The organism is Fluviicola sp. (assembly GCF_029266855.1).
Lineage (GTDB): Bacteria > Bacteroidota > Bacteroidia > Flavobacteriales_D > Crocinitomicaceae > Fluviicola.
Genome location: NZ_JAQSWB010000003.1, coordinates 195,423 through 215,932, shown reverse-complemented (window position 1 = coordinate 215,932; position 20,510 = coordinate 195,423). Strand labels below are relative to the sequence as shown.

The 20,510-nt window shown below is 41.1% G+C and carries 22 protein-coding genes; 18 read left to right on the top strand and 4 right to left on the bottom strand.

The window, feature by feature from the left end:
* Positions 1–245 precede the first annotated feature (245 nt).
* The 15 genes from K0S23_RS09585 (at position 246) to K0S23_RS09515 (ending at position 13,246) form a co-directional block, all read left to right on the top strand.
* The gene (locus K0S23_RS09585; RefSeq protein ID WP_300356596.1) at positions 246–665 is read left to right on the top strand and encodes a hypothetical protein; all 420 of its coding nucleotides are present in this window, start codon (positions 246–248) and stop codon (positions 663–665) included.
* A complete protein-coding gene (locus K0S23_RS09580) occupies positions 649–1,263 on the top strand; it encodes a YdeI family protein (protein WP_300356594.1) in 615 nt (204 codons plus the stop codon). The genes K0S23_RS09585 and K0S23_RS09580 overlap by 17 nt, the downstream gene beginning before the upstream one ends.
* Positions 1,264–1,346: 83 nt before the next feature.
* Complete coding sequence (locus K0S23_RS09575) at positions 1,347–2,153, top strand: LiaF domain-containing protein (protein WP_300356592.1); 807 nt, start codon at positions 1,347–1,349, stop codon at positions 2,151–2,153.
* A 5-nt stretch (positions 2,154–2,158) separates the two neighbouring features.
* Complete coding sequence (locus K0S23_RS09570; RefSeq protein WP_300356590.1) at positions 2,159–3,184, top strand: histidine kinase; 1,026 nt, start codon at positions 2,159–2,161, stop codon at positions 3,182–3,184.
* Entirely contained in the window at positions 3,181–3,906 is a 726-nt protein-coding gene (locus K0S23_RS09565) for a LytTR family transcriptional regulator DNA-binding domain-containing protein (RefSeq protein WP_300356588.1), read from the top strand. The genes K0S23_RS09570 and K0S23_RS09565 overlap by 4 nt, the downstream gene beginning before the upstream one ends.
* Before the next feature lie 311 nt (positions 3,907–4,217).
* Positions 4,218–5,276 carry a hypothetical protein gene (locus K0S23_RS09560; RefSeq protein WP_300356586.1) on the top strand — a complete coding sequence of 353 codons (1,059 nt, stop codon included), beginning with the start codon at positions 4,218–4,220 and terminating at the stop codon, positions 5,274–5,276.
* A gap of 5 nt (positions 5,277–5,281) precedes the next feature.
* A complete protein-coding gene (locus K0S23_RS09555; protein ID WP_300356584.1) occupies positions 5,282–5,839 on the top strand; it encodes a hypothetical protein in 558 nt (185 codons plus the stop codon).
* A 170-nt stretch (positions 5,840–6,009) separates the two neighbouring features.
* Positions 6,010–7,863 (top strand): hypothetical protein, encoded by a 1,854-nt coding sequence (locus K0S23_RS09550; protein ID WP_300356582.1) that lies wholly within the window; start codon positions 6,010–6,012, stop codon positions 7,861–7,863.
* Between the two features lie 24 nt (positions 7,864–7,887).
* Positions 7,888–8,349 carry a hypothetical protein gene (locus K0S23_RS09545; RefSeq protein ID WP_300356580.1) on the top strand — a complete coding sequence of 154 codons (462 nt, stop codon included), beginning with the start codon at positions 7,888–7,890 and terminating at the stop codon, positions 8,347–8,349.
* A 25-nt stretch (positions 8,350–8,374) separates the two neighbouring features.
* Complete coding sequence (locus K0S23_RS09540) at positions 8,375–9,241, top strand: hypothetical protein (protein ID WP_300356578.1); 867 nt, start codon at positions 8,375–8,377, stop codon at positions 9,239–9,241.
* Positions 9,242–9,299: 58 nt separating this feature from the next.
* Positions 9,300–9,857, top strand: coding sequence for a hypothetical protein (locus K0S23_RS09535; RefSeq protein ID WP_300356576.1), 558 nt, complete (start codon positions 9,300–9,302; stop codon positions 9,855–9,857).
* Positions 9,858–9,891: 34 nt separating this feature from the next.
* On the top strand, positions 9,892–10,965 hold the full coding sequence (locus K0S23_RS09530; RefSeq protein WP_300356574.1) for a hypothetical protein: 1,074 nt from the start codon (positions 9,892–9,894) through the stop codon (positions 10,963–10,965).
* 1 nt (position 10,966) lies between these two features.
* Positions 10,967–11,677, top strand: coding sequence for a hypothetical protein (locus tag K0S23_RS09525; RefSeq protein WP_300356572.1), 711 nt, complete (start codon positions 10,967–10,969; stop codon positions 11,675–11,677).
* Entirely contained in the window at positions 11,674–12,582 is a 909-nt protein-coding gene (locus tag K0S23_RS09520; RefSeq protein ID WP_300356570.1) for a Stk1 family PASTA domain-containing Ser/Thr kinase, read from the top strand. Before K0S23_RS09525 ends, K0S23_RS09520 begins: the two co-directional genes overlap by 4 nt.
* Positions 12,575–13,246 carry a hypothetical protein gene (locus K0S23_RS09515; protein WP_300356568.1) on the top strand — a complete coding sequence of 224 codons (672 nt, stop codon included), beginning with the start codon at positions 12,575–12,577 and terminating at the stop codon, positions 13,244–13,246. The genes K0S23_RS09520 and K0S23_RS09515 overlap by 8 nt, the downstream gene beginning before the upstream one ends.
* 51 nt (positions 13,247–13,297) lie before the next feature.
* Here K0S23_RS09515 and rfaE2 read toward each other — a convergent pair whose 3' ends face one another.
* The 4 genes from rfaE2 to panC form a co-directional block, all read right to left on the bottom strand.
* Positions 13,298–13,813: a D-glycero-beta-D-manno-heptose 1-phosphate adenylyltransferase gene (rfaE2, locus tag K0S23_RS09510; RefSeq protein ID WP_300356566.1), complete on the bottom strand. Its 516-nt coding sequence runs from the start codon at positions 13,811–13,813 to the stop codon at positions 13,298–13,300.
* A complete protein-coding gene (locus tag K0S23_RS09505) occupies positions 13,785–14,801 on the bottom strand; it encodes a lysylphosphatidylglycerol synthase transmembrane domain-containing protein (protein ID WP_300356564.1) in 1,017 nt (338 codons plus the stop codon). The genes rfaE2 and K0S23_RS09505 overlap by 29 nt, the downstream gene beginning before the upstream one ends.
* Positions 14,801–15,151 carry an aspartate 1-decarboxylase gene (gene panD / locus K0S23_RS09500; RefSeq protein WP_294858925.1) on the bottom strand — a complete coding sequence of 117 codons (351 nt, stop codon included), beginning with the start codon at positions 15,149–15,151 and terminating at the stop codon, positions 14,801–14,803. The genes K0S23_RS09505 and panD overlap by 1 nt, the downstream gene beginning before the upstream one ends.
* Before the next feature lie 369 nt (positions 15,152–15,520).
* The gene (panC, locus tag K0S23_RS09495; protein WP_300356542.1) at positions 15,521–16,369 is read right to left on the bottom strand and encodes a pantoate--beta-alanine ligase; all 849 of its coding nucleotides are present in this window, start codon (positions 16,367–16,369) and stop codon (positions 15,521–15,523) included.
* Between the two features lie 115 nt (positions 16,370–16,484).
* Here panC and K0S23_RS09490 point away from each other — a divergent pair, with 115 nt between their 5' ends.
* Genes K0S23_RS09490 through glmS form a run of 3 tightly spaced genes read left to right on the top strand, consistent with a single transcriptional unit; the run spans position 16,485 to position 20,505 of the window.
* Positions 16,485–17,315: a glycogen/starch synthase gene (locus K0S23_RS09490; protein WP_300356540.1), complete on the top strand. Its 831-nt coding sequence runs from the start codon at positions 16,485–16,487 to the stop codon at positions 17,313–17,315.
* Positions 17,312–18,658, top strand: a complete 1,347-nt coding sequence (locus K0S23_RS09485; protein WP_300356538.1) for a DUF4270 family protein — start codon at positions 17,312–17,314, stop codon at positions 18,656–18,658. The genes K0S23_RS09490 and K0S23_RS09485 overlap by 4 nt, the downstream gene beginning before the upstream one ends.
* 2 nt (positions 18,659–18,660) lie before the next feature.
* The gene (gene glmS, locus K0S23_RS09480; protein WP_300356536.1) at positions 18,661–20,505 is read left to right on the top strand and encodes a glutamine--fructose-6-phosphate transaminase (isomerizing); all 1,845 of its coding nucleotides are present in this window, start codon (positions 18,661–18,663) and stop codon (positions 20,503–20,505) included.
* Positions 20,506–20,510 lie beyond the last annotated feature (5 nt).

Here is a 20,510-nt window from a genome sequence, read left to right as displayed (position 1 = left end):
TTCGGCACTAATCCGTCAGCTGACGGATCGTGATTTGGTCTTCAAAAGTTATAGAATTCGCGTTTTAACGAACTAGCGCGCCTAAATTATTTCCGCACTGATCCCGGACGTCCGGGATCGTAATTTTGGTCTTTTCGTCGCGGCGGACTAGCGCTTATCCATCGATACTTCCGCACTGACGTTTGTCGTATCTCAGTCTTCAAAAGCTGTCGCTTTTTCTTATATTTACTACAAAGAATCGAATCATGAAACGAAGAACACTAGCAATTGTAACAGGAATTATTATCGGAGGATTATTCATAGCTCTTGGTGAGGCTTTGTCAACGTATGTTTTCCCGGTAGAAACACCGGTCCCCACAGACCATACCTTAATGGCTGATTATATCGAAAATGATGTTTCCTTAGGTTCCAAGGTGACGGTTGTTATCAACTGGATCATTTCCGCTTTCGTTGCCGCAATTGTCAGCACTTACATTTCAGGAAGAAATTCTCCAAAGCCCATGCTTGCAGTGGTTGGTGTTCTGAACGCTCTGACACTTATTCAATTGTTCATATTCCCGCACCCGAAATGGATGTGGATCACCAGTTTCCTGGTATTTATCCCGATAGGTTACCTTGCTTATTTTTTAATTCGAAAAAAGGACACGAATGAAACGGCGCGATGAAAGAATAACCCGATACATTTCAAAATCAGCGGATTTTGCACAACCGATCATGAATTACCTGAGGGAATTGGTTCATGATTTCTGCCCCGATGTTGAAGAAGGAATGAAATGGAGCATGCCCTATTTTATGTACCGCGGTAAAAACCTGTGCAGTACAGCTTCTTTTAAAGAACACTGTTCCTTCGGGTTCTGGCTTCATTCTCAGATGAGTGATCCGCATGGGATTTTCAAACGTTCTACAGAAGGAGGAATGGGTAGCCTGGGAAAGATCACCTCACTGGATGATCTGCCAAAACGCGAACATTTGGGTGCTTATATATTGGAAGCAATGTCCTTAATTGAGCAGGGAGCAATACCCCGTGAACTAAATCCGAAGTTTAAAAAACCGCTTGCAGAAATTCCTTCGGAATTAGTCGAACTACTCGAAAAAAATCCCAAAGCCAAAACGTCATTTGATTCCTTTCCACCTTCCCACCAAAGAGAATACATCAATTGGATAACTGAAGCTAAACGGGAAGAAACCAGGCAGCGAAGGTTACAGCAAACCCTTGAAAACCTGCTCGAAGGAAAATCAAAAGACTGGAAATACATGCGTTAACCGATTTTCGTCCACCGTTGACCGATTTTGATTATTCAACTCCTGATTAGTCTCTTAACTTTGCTGCATAAATCTTTCAGATTATGGAAACAGATATTCGCACGGAAATCGAACACGAAATTTTAAAAGCACAAAAAAGTCATCGTCGCGGAAAAATTGCAGGTGGATTAGCCATTGTTTTCTTTGGAGTAGTTTACTTATTGAAACAATTGGGTTACGAAATCCCATCTTACTTACTTAGCTGGCAAATGATCCTTATCGTAATCGGGATCATTGTACTGATCAAACACAAATTCAGAAAATTTCATGGATACCTGCTTATCATTGTTGGTAAACTTTTCCTTTTGGCAGAATGGTATCCGAATTTAATTAATGGCAAAATTATTTTCCCGATCGCACTAATCCTCATCGGTCTGTTTATTGTTTTTTCAAAAAACAGGAAATGCGGACAGAACAAAAGAAGACAGCGATTTTCAAAGGAAAACTGGAAACACATCCACGAAGCTCATAAAAGAGGTTATGCCGCTTACAATGTGAACGAAGAAGATTTCATCGACAGTGTCAGCTTTTTTGGCGGCATTACAAAAACGGTCGTAAGCAAGAATTTCAAAGGTGCTGACATCGTTTCTTTCTTCGGCGGAACCGACGTAAATCTCTCGCAGGCAGACTTTCAGGATCGGATCGTAGTTGATGTAACCAATGTTTTCGGCGGAACAACTTTAACGATCCCCAATAACTGGGAAGTAATTTCTGAAGTTGCCAGCATCTTTGGATCATTCGAAGATAAACGCCCACAGTACCAAAGAGATGCCGGTGAACAAACCAAAGTCATGGTACTCAGAGGAACCTGTATGTTCGGAGGAATTGAAGTAAACAGTTTCAGTAAATAAAGCACATGTTTTTAAGAACCAGTACAAAAGTGCAGTTACTTTTCATCGTTTGGACGGTGATTGCAAGTCTTGTACTCTTCTTTTTACTGTTAGTGAATCGTTTTCCGGTTGATATTGCCTGGAAGGATTCACTTTTTTCCGGACTGATCATTTCGATTATTTCGCAGATCCTGTATTTCATTCAGACTTATTCCCATGCAAAAAGACCAGTTAATTTTTACAATTTCGGTTTGGTATTGGTTTTAACAGCAATTTACCAACTTTTGATTAACAGCGCATTCAAACTGGTCTTAGGGAATGAAAGATGGACAGAATACATTCGCCCCTTTGAAGGAGCACGGGCCTTTATCGTTTTCTTTATTCTCATTTCGGTGAGTTTGTATTGGTGGATAAATAAAAATCAACAGATCCAGTCACAGGTTCATCAGCAGCTTATCGAACAGGAACGCGCATTGACCAAAGCAGAGCTGGACAATATTCATCAGCAGTTACAGCCCCATTTCTTGTTCAACAGTCTGAATTCAATAGGAGCTTTGACTGAAATAAATCCGAAGGAAGCCAACCGGATGATCTTATTATTAAGTGATTTCCTTCGCGGAACCCTGCGCAAAGACATCCAAACCTTAGTGCCGATCGCAGAAGAAATCGAGCAGGTAAAACGCTATCTTGAAATCGAGAAGATCCGTTTCGGACATCGTTTGAAAACCGAATTCGACATTGATGAAGGCTGTATGCAGACATTGGTACCTCCTCTGCTGCTTCAGCCTGTTATTGAGAATGCGATTAAATTCGGATTATACGGCTCTACCGAAGAAGTTGTTATTTATGTCGGCGTGAAACACCAGGAAAATGGTTTGCTGATCGAAGTAAGAAATCCTTTTGATTCAGATTTCACGCAATACAAAGCCGGAAAAGGATTTGGACTCACAAGTATCAAACGCAGACTCATGCTGCTCTTTAATCAATACGATCTGTTAACCACCGAAAAACAAGATAAGCTATTCATTACTAAAATTTTGATCCCGAAATGATTAAGGCATTCATTGTAGACGACGAGCCACTGGCAAGAGAGCTTGTTAAAAAGCATTTACAAAAATACACGGACATTCTTCTCGTTGGAGAGGCAAATGACGGATTTGAAGCATTGAAGCTAATTCCCGAAGCAAAACCGGATTTGTTGTTCCTCGACATTCAAATGCCAAAGATCAACGGGTTTGAATTATTGGAATTGCTATCGGAAAATCCGGCGGTTATTTTCACCACCGCTTTTGACGAATTTGCATTAAAAGCATTTGAAGTAAATGCACTGGATTACTTGTTAAAACCATTTTCGGAAGAACGTTTTGATTCGGCGATCAGCAAAAAAAGGAACATTGAACTGAATCCTGATTCAAGAAAAGATATTCCGCTTCAAATAATTCACGAGCAAAACCGGATAGTCGTTAAAGACGGAACCGAGATCAAGATCATCCCGATCAATGAAGTGGATTATATTGAAGCATATGATGACTACGTGAAAATCTATCAGGGGAAAAAATATGTATTGAAGAAACAAACAATGAATCACTTCGAACAGGTTCTACCCAAAGATCAATTCATCCGGATCCACCGCTCGTATATTATGAATGTAAACGAATTAACTAAAATCGAATCCTACGAGAAAAACAGTTACGTTGCCATTTTAAAGAGCGGTACAAGCATTCCGATCTCACGTTCTTCATACAGTGATTTAAAATCCAGGTTGGGATTGTAAAAAGGCTAAAAATAGATGCATTCCGGCAGGAGAGTAAAATTTACTCTCCTGCTTTTTTTTGATTAAAATCGATCTATTGAAAATAGAAGAATAATTCGATTTGATTAAAAACTAATCAATAAATATTAATTATTTTACATCCTTAAATCCCTGTAAATATTGATTATTTAATAAAAAAGATTAAATTATAATCAAAATAATTGCAAAAAAGTTTGGTAGATCAATAAAGATTTCTTATCTTTGTAAGGTAGCAAATCGGTAAAAGAAAAAGCTGCAAAAACAACCTATTATTAACCATTATAAATCGAATCGTGAAACGAATTATCATCCTTTCCGTTGGTACGGCAACCCCTAAAATTATCAAAGCGCTTTCCCAAGCATTTGAAATCAATCAGGAGTTATTATTCAAAATTCTTTACAATGCGCCTGCTGTCTTTTTGGACAATGCAGATGAAACGCTGGCAGAAAAGGCATTCACCATTTTAACAGAACTCGGGCTGGAAGTTCAGATACAAAATGTGAATGAAAAAGCACCTCTGTCCACAGAATCCCTTGATATCGCCATCCACATCAATGATCCGGTGAAATTAAGCACCGTTAACAAACAGCTGTCAGAATTTCTGGGCTGCGATGAAAGTGAATCTCTGCAACTCTTGCTCCAGGAACCATGCGTGGTTTTGGGTGGAGTATCTATGGCCACAGCAGAAAGCTTGCAAAAACGCGTAGATGCCGAAGTGATTGCAAGTAACCCGAAAATGGATTTGTACACCATTGAATTCACTGCAGAATCAGAAAATGACCGCTTGAAGTTAATTAACCTCTTCAAAAATCAGGAAATTACCATTCCTGAGGGAGAAACAAAATGGGTTCGCAACTTAACCTACGAACAAATGAACCAGTTTCTCACACGCTACCGATCCCAGCACGAGGTTAAGATCTACAATCAGAGCTATTCCAGGTTTCGTATTCTCCTGGATAACTTTGACCTGACGAATACTTCCCAGACCAACTTTTTGGTCAGCGAAATCGGCATGCCGACGGAAGTACTCGCAGAAATTCACGCTAATCTTCCAGTTCTGCTCGACGAATCAGTCAACTACGCAACACTTCAGGAAAAATTAGCCACCTACAAACAAGCCGGTTTGGATTGTTCCGAAGAACAAATCCCATTCGGAAAGTATCTTCTCACTGTAAGTAACATTACCGATTCAGGAAAAGCAAGGGAAATCCTGAGCAAATTTTACAAAGATGTCAGTTTAGACAAAATCACAGATGTCTGGAAAGCCCCTCTGCCCCTCGGTGGTACTTTGAGCCGACTGCTTGAAAAACAGCTGGAATACATTGGATGTGAAATCGAATACGAATACTAAGCACTATGAACGAAAACAAACCTAACCTCCATCTCCAAATCGCTGAAAACGGAAAAGTACTCGCTTTAAGAGGAGATCACAAAGAAGCATTACGCCATTACAAAGAGGCTATGCGCATGTGTCAAACGGCCGAAAATTCAGAAGTTTTCCTGCAGCATTACAGTTTGTGTGCAATGGAATCACTGGAATTGATGGAGGCACACCAGGAAATCATCACTTTTTGTGAGAAAAGCATTGATTTCCTGACACCAAAAAAAGTCGATCGAAACGATGATTGGTTCAGGAAAAACCTCGCATCACTCTGGGAACGGAAAGGAATCCAGTGCATCTACCTGGATGAAAAAACAGAGGCGATCGAAGCTTTCGATTCAGCGCTCAAAGAGGCAACCGGTTTTAATATGCCCTTAAGCAAAGAACTATTAAACTGGCTTCGAAGAGGTTATGCAATTACTCACCAAAAAGTGCGTGATTTACAAAACAGGCATCACTACTTTACTGTTCGTAAGGAAAATGTCAACGAAAAAATAGCAGTTCAACTGCCGGAAATGATCAATCCGTTCTAAAACAAACGTTTATACGAAATCGCAGGCGGTTTTAGCTGCGCGCGAAGTTAAGAATATCCACCTGTCTCTTCCCTCCCTGAAAAGAACCGGGCCAGGATTGTCACGCCAAAAATTTTGGCAGGCAAGAGCGATTCACCTGCATTTCGTAAAACATTAAAAACAATTAATTTATGAGTGATTTAACCAAATTCAGTGAAGGGGCTTCCATTCTTCAGCAGGTCGATGTCAGCGACATCTTTACAAACCTTGCAATGGGAATTGCAGAAGCTCAACAGAAACTAGATGACAATTCGATAGCCCAGGCTATTAAATTGGCAGAAACCAACATCGACGGTGAATCCTTGTTGTCTTTAGGATTCGCTCCTGTCTTTTACGCATTCCAATATGCGGACATCAGTGCCAGTATCAACTTGAGAATGGGTCTGAAAGAAGCGTTGGAATTCGGATTTGGACTCGATGTCCAATTGGCCAACCAAAAAGGATACACCTCAGCCAGCCGAACGTTCCTGAGTTCAAACAGTTATTCGGAAACTTCCGAAGAATACAAATCTGTTCGACAATTGAACTTTCGCGCAAAAGAAAAAAAGGCAATCAAGATCAACAACAAATTCGTCAGCCAAAGTGAGTACCTTGATTCAAAAAGCCGTTTGGAGGATTTCAAACACAAAATCCAAACCGAAGCATCCGTTGACCAGGTGTATGAAGAAATCCAGTCCAGAACGCTTACCGAAAATAAAAGCCGCGGGGTGGATGTCTGGATAGACGGAGGATTCATTCGAATTGAACCAAGTTTACATTTTGGAGGAACAGCGAAGGGTGTCGGAGTATTAAAGATTACAGACTTTAACGCACCTACCATTTCCATTGATCTTGATGGTCCAACACCAACGGCTGCTACCCCTTTCAATTTGCCTACTGCCTTTGATAACACATTGTTAAACAATGCTGTTACAGGAGCCGGAGCCGGAGCTGCTGTTTATGCTTTGACGAAAGGTGGAACTTTACACATGCATGATGGAACAGGCTGGATGAAAATTTCAAGTAAGTTTTACTTCCCGTACAACAGCGATAAGATTACGTATAATGAAGATCTGAAACTACCCGCAGAAACAAGTGTCCTGGATTACAATACTCCGTATGAAGCTCCTACCACTGCTGTCGATAATCAGAACTACCCGGAGCATAAACTGATCCATAAAGTACTTCGCTTGATCCAAAGCCACGATTCTGGTGCGTCAATTACCATTACAGGAATGACAGATCCGAAAGGTGGAGACAATCCGAAAAACAGAAGTTTGGCTAAAAGACGTGCTGAAAAGCTATGCAACCATATCTTCGGATCTTCAGCTCCGGTCAATGTAGAAATTGGTGCGATTACCAATACTGCAGGTCCAAGTAATTTGCTGCAACGTAATGCTACTATCGAATTGGATGCAGATTATCTGATCGTTATCGGTGGTAATGTGAAAAAAGAAGCAACACCAACTACCGGAGTTAATAAATTCGTTTATGCGGATGACTCTACGGCACCAGGTGGTGTATTTACTTCATTGGATGTTCAATACGGTTCAATTAGTCTGGTAGCTACCAATTCCGATTTTACGGAAATCTGGAATTCTGCAAAGATTAAATTGACTAACCACAAGCACGAAGAAACGACAGAAGGATTTCATTACTCCCTGGACAACGAAGCAATTGTCAAATTGCATTTGCTTTCCAATGCGGCAGAAGAGATTACCATTGAAGAAAACTCTGAAAGCGGAATCGAAGGAAGCGAAAACCAAAGTTCCTACTTGTGGGCGAAAACCAAGAGTGAAAGTGCTACAGAAAGCGAAAGCTCAAGTAACACTACTCAAAGTAAGTCATTCGCTTTCGGAGCAAGTGTGGATTTCAGAATGTCGCGCCAGTTTGAAATGTCTATGGAAGGAAACTCCTCCATGTCAGCAAGATTGGTTTCACTTCCTGCACCAGATGCGTTCCGTGCTTTTCTGGATAGAAAATACGGAAGCTCTACGGAAGAATAATATTCACCTATTAACTTCTAGTAAATGGCAGCAATTGAAACAATTACAAGTACGCTAACGAACTCCCCGCTTTCATCCATGATCGAAAACATGGGACTTTCAATAGCAACAGCGCAAGCAGCTTTAGACGGCAATTCTATCAAAATGCTCAAGGAGATCGCTTCCAGCACCGTGGAAATCGGAGGAAAACAAGTAAGCCTGTTAAATCTAGGTTTCGTTCCCAGTTTCTACGCTTTTACGGAAGCAAGTTTTGATGCAAAAATGGACTTCGCTATGTCAGAATCGACTGCTTTCGATGTCAATGGTGTGGTTTCAGTTGAAACAAAGGTAGTTTCAACTACCGTAAGTGCAGGCTACGCACGTAAATTCGATCAATCGGCTTCGGCCTCTTCGAGTATTGCAGCCCGCATGGTTTCACTGCCTCCACCCGAAAACCTAGTTACACTTCTGAAAAATTTAAGCTCAGAAGGAAACACAACAACGTAATCATTAATCACAAAAACAACAAAGTATGTTTAACAACAAACCACGCATTGGTCAGGAACTTCTTGACGTGCCTATGGGCGACATGATTCGCCAAATGGCTTTTGCAATTGCAGAAGCACAAATCGTTCTGGATCAGAACTCTATCGATGTAGCCGAAATGATGGGCGGCTTAACAACCGTTACGGATGAAGCAGGGAACGTTACTTTCCAGGACAGCCGTGTGTATTTCGGAACGGAAAGCATCACAAAAGGTGAAGCGATTGCTCGTCACAATTCTACATCCAACATTCAGCAAAAAGCAGAGATTCGTGGAGTATTGGGTAGCAGTTACAAACCAACGTTAACCACTACTGTTCCGACCGGATTTACTCCTGGAGCAGCAATTCCACAGGATACTTATATCGATTATCAAGGTTTTTACCATGTAGGTACCGTAGGCGGAACAGGCTCTGTCCAGGTAGCCTATGGGGACCTGGAGATTGCTCTTGCCGGTACGAATGATCCTGCTACGGCAGTCAGCCTTCCAAGAAGAATCTCGATGTTGGAATGTGGTTTCACCCCAACCTTCTATCAATTCGTGGATACGATCATTGAAGTGAAAATTTCCATCCGTTACACACAAGAAGGATCTACCAACACCGCAGTAAACAACAACTTAAGATCAAGTGCAGCTCGCATTGGATTTGGGTTGGGAAGAATCAAATTCGGACGATCCGTTCAAACCACGCAGGTGAACGCCAGCTACGCTCAGAAGTACAGTTACTCAGCTGAAGGATCCAGTTTGCTTCGCACCAAATTGGTGCCGATTCCTGCTCCTGCAGTTCTGGAACAACGTATTCAGCGCTTGATGGAGGAAGAGTTTAACAACACTCCACCACAACCGACGGCATAATTAACCCGGGCAGCTGTCACAGTGGCAGCTGCTCTATTAACCCTTAATCAATAAGCTTATGATAAATGTTGGAAGAGAGTTATTAAATGCTCCGTTTCCTGAATTGGTTCGAACGCTTGGTGTAGGGATTGCCGAGGCTCAATATGCTCTCGATCGTGTTTCTATCAGAATCGCGCAATTAATGGCGGGATTTGTAACGAATGATTCGGGAAACTTGGAACGTGATGAAACCTCGCTGATCAAACTCAGAGAAGGCGATGAAGGAGTGAGCTTACTGGCTCTCGGTTTCACACCTACATTTTACCAGTTCGTAGAAACATACATTGAACTCAAATTGGCTATTTCGATGAAAAAAGAAGAGGAAGTAAGTGCTGAATCTTCTATCAGAGGAGCTGCCTGGTCACCGTTTGGTGTCATTGCAGCCTCTGTGAACGCAAGTTATTCCCAGAAATACCAATATGAAGCAAGCGGAAGTTCCGAAATGCGTACCAAACTAGTAACGGTTCCGGCTCCGGCCATGTTTGAAAGTCGTTTGAAACAATTGATGGACGAAACAGAAATCGCCAGAGTTCAGGCCGAAATGCCACCTCCACCTGAAGAAGAAGTGGAAGGTTAGAACGAAGATTAAATAACAACCCTATTCACAGATTATGACAAAAAGCTGGAAAAAACTCGTCAAAACCACTGATTCCGATTCAAACAACGGAAGCGAAAACTCTTTTAGTAGTATCCAATTAACCCTCGATGAAATTGCATCGCAAAACCGGGAATTGGATGAATTGTTGAAGGAACGGAAGTCTTTGGAAAATGAGATGGGCAATTTACTTCAATCCAATAATCCTGTAGAAGAAGATCCTCGGTTCACCGGTACTATCGAATCGTTTAAGAGTAAACGTGAGAAAGAAAAAAACAGAGCCGCTCAGAAAAGAAAACTCGAAGAGCGGCTCTTACAAAAGAACAGGGAATTGGAGAAATGGGAACAAAATCAGAACCGTCTGAAAGAAAAGCTCGCTCTCCAAAGAAAAACCCTGCTTCAGAAAAAAGAAACGGAACAAGATCCTTCAACCAGCCTGAAAGCACCGAAATCAGTAAACAAAAGTTCCGGGAGAAAACGGTTTGACACCGATTTCATACGGAAAAAGAAAGATGAAATAGAAAGAAAGAAAAAAGTGCTAACCGAAGGAGTCAAAAAGACAGAGAAGATCCCTGACAAAATCAGGGAATTCAAAAAAACATCAGACTCTTTCGGACAGAAGGATCTTGTGAAGTTTCAAAAGAAACCGGATCAGGTAAAAAAAGCTGCAGAGATTCCAACTCGCATTCGCAGGATAAAAGATGACTGGGACGAAAAACGTGAAGCCCAAACAGAAAAGCTCCGGGAAAAAGTAAGCCTGAAAAAACTTTCGGAAAAACTGGAAGAAACAAAACGCTTCGGTCAGAAAGTGAAATCAGACATCAAAGATTCACTGGAATCCCTGGAATCAAAAGTTCCTGAGATCAAAGAACTGACTGATAACCTGAAAAAAGAATTGTCTATGGAAGACCGACAAAATAAAGTTCGCGAAGATAGCTCTTCTAAAAAATCCGAACAGAAAGAGACCGAAAAGGAAATCGAACTCCGGGAAAAACGAAAGGCCGAACGCTTATCCCAAAAAAAGGCCGAACGAAAAGAAGAAGAACGGTCAAAGAGAATGAAAGAACGTAAAAAAGATAAATACATTTAAAATGAGTCAATCAGCATATAATTCACTGGCCTTGCATGAAATAGTTCTCAGCATCGCCGACAGCCTGAACGAAGCGCAGCAGCAGTTGCGCAGTATGCCTCCGTATGACGAATACGGACGGCCTAACACCCTGTACCAGCTTCCCTACCTGGATTTTAACCTGGAAGTTGTTTCGCAATTCGAATCAACACAAACAAGTGGAACTGATGGAACACTTGAGATTCCCGGAAGAACGGCAACATCACCGGTTTTAGCCCTGAATGCCATTCGTTTCACCCCCTTTAGAAGTACCGAAACAACATCAAAAAACCTGGGGAGTATCACCAGTAATATTTCGGGAAGATTTGTTGCAGTAATGCCAAATGAAGGCTTACCGCAGATCTTTTTGAATTGTTCTGCGGAACTGAACGATGAGGATCCGGATATCATTGAATACCAATTAGTAGTCAACGTTGTCAATGCAAACAATGAACCTGTAGCGGGACAACGCATCGAAATTAACTTTGATGAGCAAACTTCACTGGGTTTCAATTCCGACACTCCTGTTACTCCTCCCGTTTTTTTGGGTGCAAAAGATGGTTACACTGACAGCACCGGGAAATTCACCGTTTCCGTTCAAATTGACAATACCGATTATGACACGGATAAAACATTTGTTTTTGTAACCAACAGCGGAACACATTTTTCATCAATCGCAATTAGTAAGCCATGATAGATTTTCAAAATACCCTAACCAAACTTTCACTTCGCAATTCAGACGGATCATTAGCAGATAATTATCCTGTTCTGGTAAAGTATTACGAATCTTCCAGTAAGACCTGGGTCACACTTTATGCAGAAACGATCACCAAAGGCGGACTTTATATTCAAAGATCCATCAATACTGCCACTCCGGAAGAAGCTCCTTATTTTGACCGTCTCCGAAGCGAGCAGATCCCGCCGTTGATCATTGTTCCGGCTGCACCTCCTACTGGAAGCGGACTTCCGAAGATCATTGCAAGTACTTTCGCCTTTAATGTCTATGACGGTGATATCTATGAATTTGATTTCGGTGCGCTCTGGCTGGCTCCAGAAGACGCTATCACCGGTATTACAGGTAATTTCAAAGATTTTCAGCCTATTGCAAGCTACTTTCCTTTTGAATGTGAATGCCCGGAAACGCCGGAAACAACTGCCGTTCCTATTAATGAACTGTATACCGATATTGTTTCTGAAATAGAGAACGCAACAAGAGCTTCTGCATCTTCCGCATTCAAACTTTCAAATATTTCACTGAAATTGAAAGCAGTAATTCAGAGAGACGGAGAATCCGTAAGTGCTGCTTTATTGGATATTGCCAATTCAGACAATATCAACGGCAATGCCATCAGTGAACTCACTTTTGATATCACGCCTACGCAAAGTGGAGAAACCACAATGGCAACGCTTCCTGATCTGAGCGGATTAACCGAAACAGCTGTTCGAAGAGTACTGAAAAGTCTCAATTTAAGATTGAACCCCGTGTATCAAAATAACACGGATGTCGTGAACGGCGATTCTTTCAAACAATCACCGGCTCCAGGAGACAGCATTCAGCCCAATCAATTAATAACCGTAATTTTTAGCAAACATGAGTGATACTAACAACCCAGTACAATTATTCAGCGAGCTGCTCGGCAGTCCGTTGGGAGAATTGATCAGTTCTGTAGGTCAGGGAGTCGGAGATGCCCAGGCTGCCCTGGATCAGGGAGCTCTTCAGCAAACTTTGGAAATCTATGACCTCAGTAAAGACGATGAAAGAACCGAAGAAGAACTGAAACTCCTGAATTTAATTCGTGGAATGGGATATCAACCCACTTTTTATACCATTCCCGAAACAGAAGTTGAAGCACAGATTTCCCTGTCGCTTGATTTGAAATCCGAACAATCCAGTCCGGTTGCGGGTTATGCCCTGTCCAAATATGCAATTAATGCAACGCCGCTAAATGCAGGAAATGTCAACCGCTTCGGATTACAATCAAATGCAATGGCGAAACTGAAGTTCAAAATAGTTCCTGTTCCACCACCTCAGAGTCTGTCTGAAATTCGAATCGTTCCTGACCTGACTACTAAAAATTGGAATGAAGAAACGAAAGAATTGATTCAGAACCTAGGATTCACTTATGAATTAAGAAGTCCGGATGATGAAGTGATTACAGATGAAGAAACAGCAGACGGATTACCAATTCAGGCACAAATTCCTGCAGCCGGAACTGTTTCCAACACAACAAGTACTGTGCTGGTACTTACGATCGCGATCTGATTTTGAGTTCTGGAACTGATTAGAAGTTTGGGACGTGGAATAAACTGCGTCCTAAGCTTTTAATTTCTTCACAATATTCGTTGTGCTGAAACCTTCAACCAAAGCAACGGTTTTCACCTCTCCTCCGTTTGCAAGCATGGCCTCTCTGCCAACAATATATTTTTTATTTGAAGGATCGGATTCATTCGCATCGTAGTCGGCACCTTTCACCAAAACATCGGGTTTCAGTGATTCGATAAGGGAAACAGGAGTGTCTTCATTGAAAAACACCACGCCGTCTACAAATTCCAAAGCTGCCAGGATCAATGCCCTTGAAGATTCCGGGTTAATTGGCCGCTCCTCACCTTTTCCCTGCCTTTTTACCGAAGCATCCGTATTAATCGCAATGATCAGCTTGGACCCGAAATCCGCAGCTTTTGCCAGGTAAGTAACATGTCCTTCATGCAAAATATCAAAGCACCCGTTTGTAAACACGACCTTTTCACCGGCTTGTTTCCATTCCCGGATCCGCTGTGACATTTCATCCAATGAAGTGACTTTATTCTTGATTTGCTCGAATTTCCCCATCTTTTGAATAGTTTTTTGGTAAGAGAAAAAAGGACAATACTCCAAGACTAATGATCAATACGGTTTGCGAAGACCAGATGATCATTCCTAAAGCATATCCGATTCCTTTCGCCTCGCTGCCGTATTGATCTCTTAAGTAATATTCAATAACAAGTCCCACAACTATCGGAAAAACCCCAATCCCTCCGTTTGTGAGCGTAATCCCTAATGAACCGGCTAAAAAGGCAAGTAACATTCCGGTCGATGGGACATTTGATGTTTCATCCAGAGCAAAAAAGCAGATCGCGAAATAAATAATATACAGGCTCCAAATGAACAAGGTATGACCTATAAATGCTCCTGGATTCTTTGTCTTGAAAACTGATAAAATGCCTGCGAACAAACCTTTCACAAAACCAATCACTTTTAAACGAATGCTTTTTATGGAAAATATGACTCCAAGGACCGTAAGAACAATTCCAATAATGATCCATTTAATCACTTGAACTTTGGATGCAGACTCCGGGTCAGTGGTCTCTATTAATGCTTTGATTTTCCAAAAATCTCCCGCTCCAACTATAGAAGCTATAAGAGCAACAGAACAAAGCATAATCAAGTCAAAAACACGTTCTGCCAAAATAGTTCCGAACGATTTGGCGAAAGGAATCCCATCAGAACGATAAAGCATTCCTGCACGGGAGGCTTCTCCAGCCCTGGGAATTGTGAGATTCACAATGTACCCAATCATAATTGCATGATACCGATTCCAAAAAGAGGTTTTATACCCCATTGGCTCCAATAGATATTTCCAACGATAAGCTCTTGAAAGCAAAGCAATGAAACTTAATATTAAGGACAGGAAAATCCAGAAATAATTGGCTTCGCGAAGAGCTTTGTAAAAAGCAGTTTTCACATCCGCTTCCATAGAATTGAAAAGATACCAAATCAGATAAACACCTAGAGCCAGTGGAAGAACTGTTTTTAGAAGAATACCTGCTGCTCTTTTCATTAGACTATCAAATTAGTCAATTCATTCGGGAAAACCAAAGCGGGTTTAAATGATCGGGCTTCTTCCGGAGTCATATATCCGTAACCGATCACTATGATCATATCACCAACAGCAACTTTTCTCGCAGCCGGCCCATTCAGGCAAATTGTACCGCTTCCTTTGTCACCTTTTATAACGTAAGTTTCAAGTCGCTCGCCATTATTGATATTAACAACCTGAACGCGCTCTCCTTCAACCAAATTGGACGCTTCCATCAAAGCTTCATCAATGGTAATGCTTCCAACATAATTCAATTCTGCTTGAGTAACACGTACCCGGTGAATTTTTGATTTGACTACTTGTATCAACATGTTTGTAAAAATCGAGGTGCAAAGATAAGAAGAAAAAGCGATAGTCCGCCGCGGCGGAAAGACTAAATCCCGATCCGTCAGCTGACGGATTAATACGGAAGTGATTTGGGAAAAATTACGAATTATGAAGACCCTGATTACGAATCTGGAACGTCACTATTCCTCAAATCAGTAATTAATTAAAGTTAATCACGATTTTCGAACAGCATTGAACCGACTTTAATGCATGAATCAGGTATAAATGAAGCATGAATAAAGCATAGATAAAGCATAGATATAGCGACGTTTGTATATATTTTTAACGCCAAAGAAATATATTTAACCACCTATAAGCCAAACTCTAAATTACAGTCCCAATTCAGTTCTGCATTAGGAATTAGGAATTAATGTCAAATTATCGATTAATCTTACTTCTCCGCAGAAACAAGCAATGCACATAGTAGCTCCGGGAACCCAATTGTCCGTGAGTTCCTGCAAGGTATCAGGATTTACAATAGTCAGGTATTCCAGTTTGAGACTTCCTGTCTCAAAATTTTCAATTGCCCGCGCTGTTGTTTCTTTCGGAGAGAATTTACCCGCATCAACTTTTGCCTGCGACAATGTCCGGAAAATAATGAGGGCTTCCTCCTTTTGACTTTCGGATAAACGCTTATTCCGGCTGCTCATGGCAAGTCCTTTTTCGGTTCTGGAAGTTTCACACGCAACGATCTCCAGTGGCAGATTCAGTTCTTCCACCATTTTTTTTATAACTGCAACCTGCTGAAAGTCTTTTAAACCGAAGAATGCTTTATCGGGTTCTACAATTTCAAACAGGCGGGAAACAACCTCCACCACTCCTTTAAAATGACCGGGACGGAATTTTCCTTCCATTACCAGGTCCAATCCATCTAAATCTACCCGGGGAGATACCCAGTTTTCAGGATAAATTTCTGTATTTGAGGGAAAAAAAGCCAAATCACATCCGAATTTTTTCAACAATTCTGCATCGGCTTCCGGAGTGCGCGGATAATGCTTTAGATCCGCTGAGTTATTGAACTGGGTCGGGTTAACAAAAACACTAACAACAACAAGGTCACACTCAGTACTGGCGCGACTTACCAAGTCCATATGCCCCTGATGCAGAGCACCCATAGTTGGCACAAAACCAATACTTTTACCTTCTTTTCGGGCTGAGTTTAAAGCTTGCTTTAACACCTCTACCTTGTCGATTATTTCCAAATTTCTACCCTTTCGTTCAAAACAAGCAGGCAAAACTATATTAATATCTTGAAGATTCCGTCTTTTTTTCTTAATTTTGCACTTATAATATTCAAAAATTCCCCTATCGAATTCTATGGAAAAGAAAAGAATTCTCTTTGTTTCTCAGGAAATATACCCATTTCTTGCTAAAACAGAAATTTCTCACAACGCTCGCAAACTTCCGCAAGGAACTCAGGAGAACGGTAAAGAAATCCGTGTTTTCACACCTCGCTTTGGCAGTATTAATGAAAGAAGACATCAACTTCATGAAGTAATCCGCCTTTCGGGAATGAATATCATAATTGACGATAATGATCACCCTTTGATCATTAAAGTTGCGTCAATTCCGGCTGCCCGCTTGCAGGTTTATTTCATCGATAATGATGAATTCTTCAAACGCAAGACAAATGTAGCTGATGATAAAGGAGCTGATTTCAGTGACAATGACGAAAGAAGCATGTTCTTCTGTCGTGGTGTTTTGGAAACTGTTAAAAAACTTGGCTGGAAACCGGATGTAATCCATTGCCACGGCTGGATGACGTCTTTAATGCCTTTGTACATCAAAAAAATCTACAATAAGGATCCGCATTTCGCAGATACAAAAGTGGTTTACAGTATTTATGACAACAAAGAAGGATTTGAATCTCCATGGAACGAACGTTTCCATGAGAAATTGAAATTCGATGGATTTGACGAGGAAGTCACAAATTTAGTTAAATCGCCTACGCTGGATGCAATAACCAAAGCTGCAGTAACGTTCTCCGATGGAGTCATTCAAGGCAGTGAGGTAATTCAACCGGAATTACAGAAGGTTTATGATGACGCAACTTGTTTAAAACTAAATTATTTGCCGGAAGAACATTTAACAAAAGGACTATCAGAGTTCTTTGATAAAGTGATAGAAGAAGGTATTTTGATCCAATGATGAATCTAAAAAAACTAACTAATAACTGGCGGAAAGGTATTTTACTTTCCGCTTGTTTTGTATTTACAGTTTCCGTTTTGCCAAGCTGTAAAAAAACATCCTCCGAATTCGGGACAGAAGTGCTGGATATTAATGACTTATTGGCCGCAGGTGGCAAGGATACTTTCGAGTTGAAAACATATACAGTTTTGGAAGACTCTTTACCCACCGACAATCAGATTTATGGAACTTTGGGAGCTTACCATGACCCGAAATTCGGAATTGTAAATACTTCCCTGTACACACAATTGTCGCTCAGCGGAACAGTTACGCTTCCAGATGGAACAGCTACCGTGGATTCTGTAGTTTTAAGTTTGGCTTACGGTGGTTATTACGGCAAACTAGACCCGCAAACTTTTGAGATTCATCAGCTTAGTGAAAAATTACATAAAGATTCCACTTATTACAGACATACTACAAAAGCAACCATGGGATCAAATCTGGTTGATCCGGGATCTGCTACGCAGACACCAAACACCACCGATTCTGTGCATATTGATAAAGATGGCGACGGTGATATTGACGCATTGAGACCCCAGCTCAGATTGAAACTGGACAATACCTTGGGCCAGCAGTTCGTAGACGATATTATTGCCGGCAACGGCGCTTTTGTAAGCGGTGACGAATTTCTGAACTCGGGTTACTTCAAAGGATTTAAAATAAATGTTGCAAATGCATCACCCGGGATCGGTAAAGGTGCCGTTTTATATTTCAACCTGGGAAGCAGTGATACGAAGATGACCATCTACTTTAAGCATTCAGAAAATCCGACAACTCAGCGCAGAGTTGAATTAGTAGTAAATTCTTCATGCGGTGATTTCAATCATGTAGAGGTTAATCACCTTTCATATCACATTGCGGATGTTCTTGCAAATCCGTTGAATGGTCAGACTCAATTCTACACGCAGTCTTTTGACAGCAGAGCAGTAATAGAATTTCCATCCGTTAAAGATTTGAAAAGTAATTCTGTAATCAACAATGCACTTCTTTACATTCCAGTGTCCTATCACAACAAAGACGTCTACTATCCGAGTATAACTCTGGAATTGGGATACAAAACGGATAGTGGGAAAATTGTAACTTTCAGAACTGCATCATACGATAATAATCAGAAAGCATTTATTCTTGATTTAAGAGATTACATCCAGGACATTGTTTCTGGAAAGGCAGAAAACAGGGGCTTATACCTTTATCAGTCTTCCCTGTACTTTAATTGTACGGCGGAACGAATAGTCTTTAATGGTCCTGCCTCACCTTTTAAGGCAAAACCTAAATTAGTTATTAAATACACTGAATTCAAATAGACATGTGTGGAATTGTAGCATATATCGGAAAGAAAGAAGCTTATCCAATCTTAATTAAAGGATTAAAGCGCTTGGAATATCGCGGGTATGACAGTGCAGGTATTGCATTGCTGGACGCAGGAAAAGTAAATCTGTACAAACGTCAGGGAAAAGTATCCAATTTAGAAGAATTTGCAGCCGGACAAAATCTGGCAGGGCATGCTGGAATTGGGCATACACGCTGGGCTACTCACGGAGCCCCGAATGACATCAATGCACATCCGCACTTTTCAAACAACGAAAAAATGGCTTTGATCCACAACGGGATCATTGAAAACTATAACAGTTTAAAAGAAGAATTGATCGTTCGCGGTTATCATTTCAAAAGTCAGACGGATACGGAAGTATTGGTTCACTTAATCGATGATATTCAAAAGAAAGAAAATGTTGATCTGGCTACAGCTGTTCGTATGGCATTGCAAAATGTGATCGGAGCTTATGCCATCGTGGTTATTTCTTCCGATAATCCAAACCAACTGATCGCGGCTCGTAAGAGTTCTCCTTTAGTGGTTGGAATCGGTAAAGAGAATGATTTTTACCTGGCATCTGATGCTACTCCAATTATCGAATATACCAACCAGGTTGTTTACCTGGAGGATGAAGAAATTGCAGTAGTAGACCTTGTCACAGGATTAAACATTACAAACCTCCGCAACCAGCCGAAAACACCTTATGTTCAGGAATTGGAAATGCAACTGGAAGCACTTGAAAAAGGCGGATATGAGCATTTCATGTTAAAAGAGATCCACGAACAGCCACGTTCCATTAAAGACTGTTTCCGCGGACGCTTAAATGCATCTGAAGGGTGGGTTTCCTTGGGAGGAATAAAAGATTACGAACAAAAAATGATCAATGCTCAGCGCATTGTGATGGTTGCCTGCGGAACATCGTGGCATGCGTGTTTGGTCGGAGAATATTTATTCGAAGATCTGGCCCGTATCAATGTAGAAGTAGAATACGCATCTGAATTCAGATACAGAAATCCGATCATCAACGAAAATGATATCGTAATCGCAGTTTCTCAATCAGGCGAAACGGCCGATACATTAGCCGCTCTTGAACTTGCAAAATCAAAAGGAGCAACTATTCTTGGAATTTGTAACGTAGTAGGATCTTCTATTTCGCGTATTACGGATGCAGGATCTTACACACACGCAGGACCGGAGATCGGAGTTGCTTCTACAAAAGCATTTACTGCTCAGGTAACTGTTTTGACTTTGATGGCGCTTTCTTTAGCTCATAAAAAAGGAACTTTAAGCGAGTCTAAATTCAGAACAATGCTTTCGGAACTGGAAGTAATTCCGGATAAAGTGAAACGTGTTTTGGAAAGAAATGCGGAGATAGAAGAGATCGCGAAGATCTATAAAGATGCGAACAATGCACTTTACCTTGGAAGAGGAAGTTCTTTCCCGGTAGCATTGGAAGGAGCATTAAAACTGAAAGAAATTTCGTACATCCATGCAGAAGGTTATCCTGCCGCAGAAATGAAACACGGCCCAATCGCATTGATTGATGAAGAAATGCCGGTTTTCGTAATTGCAACCAAAGGAACTTCGTATGAGAAAGTAGTCAGCAATATCCAGGAAGTAAAAGCACGTAAAGGAAAGATCATCGCAATCGTTACAGAAGGTGATGTAGACGTAAAAGCCATGGCTGATCATGTAATTGAAATTCCGGATACGGATGAGCACCTGGTTCCTATTTTGGCAACGATTCCATTCCAGTTATTGAGCTACCACATCGCGGTAATGAGAGACTGTAACGTGGATCAGCCTAGAAACCTGGCGAAATCGGTTACTGTAGAGTAAATGAG

Bases quoted from the DNA above. Each gene is read 5' to 3' on its own strand.
- K0S23_RS09585 (WP_300356596.1), top strand. From the start codon at position 246: ATGAAACGAAGAACACTAGCAATTGTAACAGGAATTATTATCGGAGGA.
- K0S23_RS09580 (WP_300356594.1), top strand. From the start codon at position 649: ATGAAACGGCGCGATGAAAGAATAACCCGATACATTTCAAAATCAGCG.
- K0S23_RS09575 (WP_300356592.1), top strand. From the start codon at position 1,347: ATGGAAACAGATATTCGCACGGAAATCGAACACGAAATTTTAAAAGCA.
- K0S23_RS09570 (WP_300356590.1), top strand. From the start codon at position 2,159: ATGTTTTTAAGAACCAGTACAAAAGTGCAGTTACTTTTCATCGTTTGG.
- K0S23_RS09565 (WP_300356588.1), top strand. From the start codon at position 3,181: ATGATTAAGGCATTCATTGTAGACGACGAGCCACTGGCAAGAGAGCTT.
- K0S23_RS09555 (WP_300356584.1), top strand. From the start codon at position 5,282: ATGAACGAAAACAAACCTAACCTCCATCTCCAAATCGCTGAAAACGGA.
- K0S23_RS09550 (WP_300356582.1), top strand. From the start codon at position 6,010: ATGAGTGATTTAACCAAATTCAGTGAAGGGGCTTCCATTCTTCAGCAG.
- K0S23_RS09545 (WP_300356580.1), top strand. From the start codon at position 7,888: ATGGCAGCAATTGAAACAATTACAAGTACGCTAACGAACTCCCCGCTT.
- K0S23_RS09540 (WP_300356578.1), top strand. From the start codon at position 8,375: ATGTTTAACAACAAACCACGCATTGGTCAGGAACTTCTTGACGTGCCT.
- K0S23_RS09535 (WP_300356576.1), top strand. From the start codon at position 9,300: ATGATAAATGTTGGAAGAGAGTTATTAAATGCTCCGTTTCCTGAATTG.
- K0S23_RS09530 (WP_300356574.1), top strand. From the start codon at position 9,892: ATGACAAAAAGCTGGAAAAAACTCGTCAAAACCACTGATTCCGATTCA.
- K0S23_RS09525 (WP_300356572.1), top strand. From the start codon at position 10,967: ATGAGTCAATCAGCATATAATTCACTGGCCTTGCATGAAATAGTTCTC.
- K0S23_RS09520 (WP_300356570.1), top strand. From the start codon at position 11,674: ATGATAGATTTTCAAAATACCCTAACCAAACTTTCACTTCGCAATTCA.
- K0S23_RS09515 (WP_300356568.1), top strand. From the start codon at position 12,575: ATGAGTGATACTAACAACCCAGTACAATTATTCAGCGAGCTGCTCGGC.
- rfaE2 (WP_300356566.1), bottom strand. From the start codon at position 13,813: ATGGGGAAATTCGAGCAAATCAAGAATAAAGTCACTTCATTGGATGAA.
- K0S23_RS09505 (WP_300356564.1), bottom strand. From the start codon at position 14,801: ATGAAAAGAGCAGCAGGTATTCTTCTAAAAACAGTTCTTCCACTGGCT.
- panD (WP_294858925.1), bottom strand. From the start codon at position 15,151: ATGTTGATACAAGTAGTCAAATCAAAAATTCACCGGGTACGTGTTACT.
- K0S23_RS09490 (WP_300356540.1), top strand. From the start codon at position 16,485: ATGGAAAAGAAAAGAATTCTCTTTGTTTCTCAGGAAATATACCCATTT.
- K0S23_RS09485 (WP_300356538.1), top strand. From the start codon at position 17,312: ATGATGAATCTAAAAAAACTAACTAATAACTGGCGGAAAGGTATTTTA.
- glmS (WP_300356536.1), top strand. From the start codon at position 18,661: ATGTGTGGAATTGTAGCATATATCGGAAAGAAAGAAGCTTATCCAATC.